This is a genomic window from Bradyrhizobium sp. SHOUNA76 (assembly GCF_023006445.1).
Taxonomy (GTDB): domain Bacteria; phylum Pseudomonadota; class Alphaproteobacteria; order Rhizobiales; family Xanthobacteraceae; genus Bradyrhizobium.
This window is the reverse complement of record NZ_JALBHA010001096.1, coordinates 1-579: the sequence shown is the minus strand read 5'-3', so window position 1 is coordinate 579 and position 579 is coordinate 1. Positions and strand designations below refer to the sequence as shown.

The 579-nt window shown below is 68.2% G+C and carries 1 pseudogene; it reads left to right on the top strand.

Annotated elements, in window-relative coordinates:
* Positions 1 to 132 precede the first annotated feature (132 nt).
* Positions 133 to 579 (top strand): annotated as a pseudogene (locus MOV74_RS39945) (exonuclease VII large subunit); the annotation flags it as partial.

Here is a 579-nt window from a genome sequence, read left to right as displayed (position 1 = left end):
CCTGAAGTCCATCGAACGCCGACAGCGCCGCAACGTCCGGCCATGGCGCCGCGGGCCACACCGCATATCGCCGCCCCTTCTCGCCCAAGTGCACCCCCGGCCGTGAGCGAGCGATCGGGACCGCAGCGCGAGATGCTTTCGCGCCAATCCGCAGAACGCCAAGACCGCATCGACCGCTTGCAGCGACGCGTGCAGCAATTGCAATCGCAGAAGCCGGAAGGCACAAGGGCACGAGACCAGCAGCAACGGTTGCTGCAGTCGCAGAGCCGCCTTCTTGAGCGCGAGCAGCGCGTCCAACAGCGCTCGCAGCACGTCGAGCAGCGACAGCGCGAGATGCTGTCGCGCCAGACGACGGAGCGCCAGACCCGCATCGAACGCCTGCAGCAGCGCGTGCAGCAATTGCAGTCGCAAAAGCCGGAAGGTGCGCAGGCGCAACGTCAGCAGCAACGGATGCTCCAGACGCAGAACCGCCTGCTTGATCGTGAGCAGCGCGCCCAGCAAGGTGACCTGGCGCGCCAGCAGCGGCTCGGACTGCAGGCTCCGGCCGCGCGCGCTTCGGCTCTAGCGGCCGCCACGCAG